Annotated in this window: 1 protein-coding gene; it reads left to right on the top strand. The window is 41.1% G+C overall.

Translation table 11 applies throughout. The features are described from left to right. Nucleotides 1–76 precede the first annotated feature (76 nt). The coding region (locus KTE19_RS13695; protein WP_217342520.1) for a transposase family protein at nt 77–684 on the top strand (608 nt) is incomplete at its 3' end.

The raw sequence follows: 684 nt of genomic DNA, 5'->3' as shown, positions 1-684 counted from the left end.
CAGAATAAATGGGACATCACTGTCCCCTATGCTACGATTTAAGCGTCTAAACAAGAATCGGAGTGAGGTTTTAGTGATGTCCCAAGACAATTCTATCTTAAATTTATTGAACATTAAAGATGAAAATATTGAAATTAGTAAAGTTGAAAATCAGATTAGTTATGTCGGTGGTAAAAAGCGGATCATCAAAGTTCTTCATGGTCGGCTAACCTACCGGTTAACCAGGTGTCCACAATGCGGCTTTAGCTCAATTGTTAAGAACGGCACACGGTTAACCAAACTACGCGTAACGAGTTTAACTGGTCAAGAAACTCGTTTACACCTTCGTAAACAACGTTATTTATGTCGTAATTGTGGTCAAACTTGTGGTGCCCACACGCCAATTGTCATGCCGAATCATTCAATTACTAATCAAGTTCGGATACGAATCAACGAATTAGCCCGAAACTCATTAACAGCGGAGATGATTGCTAAGCTGGTTGGCGTTTCAGCTACTTCCGTCCAGCGGACCATCTACATGGGTCGCAAGGCGTTCTTAGAGCACCGTAGGTTGCCGAAAATACTTTGCTTTGATGAATTCCGGTCAGTTCACTCAACGTTCTCATTCATTTGTATTGATGCCCAAACCCATAATTTGGTCACATTGCTGCCAGATCGATTAACTAAGCACATCGTCGATTATTT

This window comes from Lentilactobacillus dabitei (assembly GCF_019061365.1).
Lineage (GTDB): Bacteria > Bacillota > Bacilli > Lactobacillales > Lactobacillaceae > Lentilactobacillus > Lentilactobacillus dabitei.
This window is presented reverse-complemented; position numbering and strand designations above follow the sequence as displayed.